Origin of the sequence: Pseudomonas sp. LSJ-87, assembly GCF_032971465.1 — a bacterium.
GTDB lineage: Bacteria > Pseudomonadota > Gammaproteobacteria > Pseudomonadales > Pseudomonadaceae > Aquipseudomonas > Aquipseudomonas putida_Z.
Genome location: NZ_JAWJYQ010000009.1, coordinates 1 through 667, shown reverse-complemented (window position 1 = coordinate 667; position 667 = coordinate 1). Strand labels below are relative to the sequence as shown.

Annotated in this window: 1 protein-coding gene; it reads right to left on the bottom strand. The window is 61.9% G+C overall.

What is annotated here, in order from left to right; genetic code table 11:
• The coding region (locus RYH74_RS08380) for an immunoglobulin-like domain-containing protein (protein WP_317409256.1) at positions 1-667 on the bottom strand (667 nt) is incomplete at both ends.

Genomic DNA, 667 nt, shown 5'->3' with positions numbered 1-667 from the left:
GGTCGCGCTGGTGTTCAGGTTTTCGAAGTTGTGGGTGCCTGCATTTGTCACGCTGATGGTCTGGGTTTCACCGTCACGGAATACGTCATCGCTCTGGGCCACGAACGGTGCGGTGGTCGCGGTGGTGGCGTCCTTGGCGAAGCTCAGGGTCTGACCGTTGCTCAGAGTAACGGTGAAGGCCTGGCCTGCCGGGTGGCTCAGGGTGCCGGTGATGGTCGTGGTGTGACCTTCCTGCACGGTATTACCGGTGAGGGTCAGCGTCACTTCATCACCGCCATTCGGCGTACCCGGGGTGCCAGGGTTACCTGGGGTACCCGGTTCGTCGGTGATTTGCAGGGTTACCGGGTAGCCTTTGACCAGGTTTTCAAAGACCTGTTTGCCGGTGCCTTGCTCGGTGATCCCGTCGATGGCGATGCTCGGAGCACTGCTGCCGACATAGACGTCATCCGCCAGGTTAGCGGTTTGCGAAGCGCTGACCTGGCCCGCAGGAATGTTGATCACCTCTCCGTTGCTCAGCGCGATGGACAGACCACCGTGCTGACTCAGGTCGGCACCGGCCGGGCCACTCAGGGTGATGGTGTAGGTCACCGCCTGACCTTCCATCGCCGGGTTCGGCGAGATGCTCAGCTCGGCCTTCACGGTGTCGACGGTATCGCTCACGGTGACT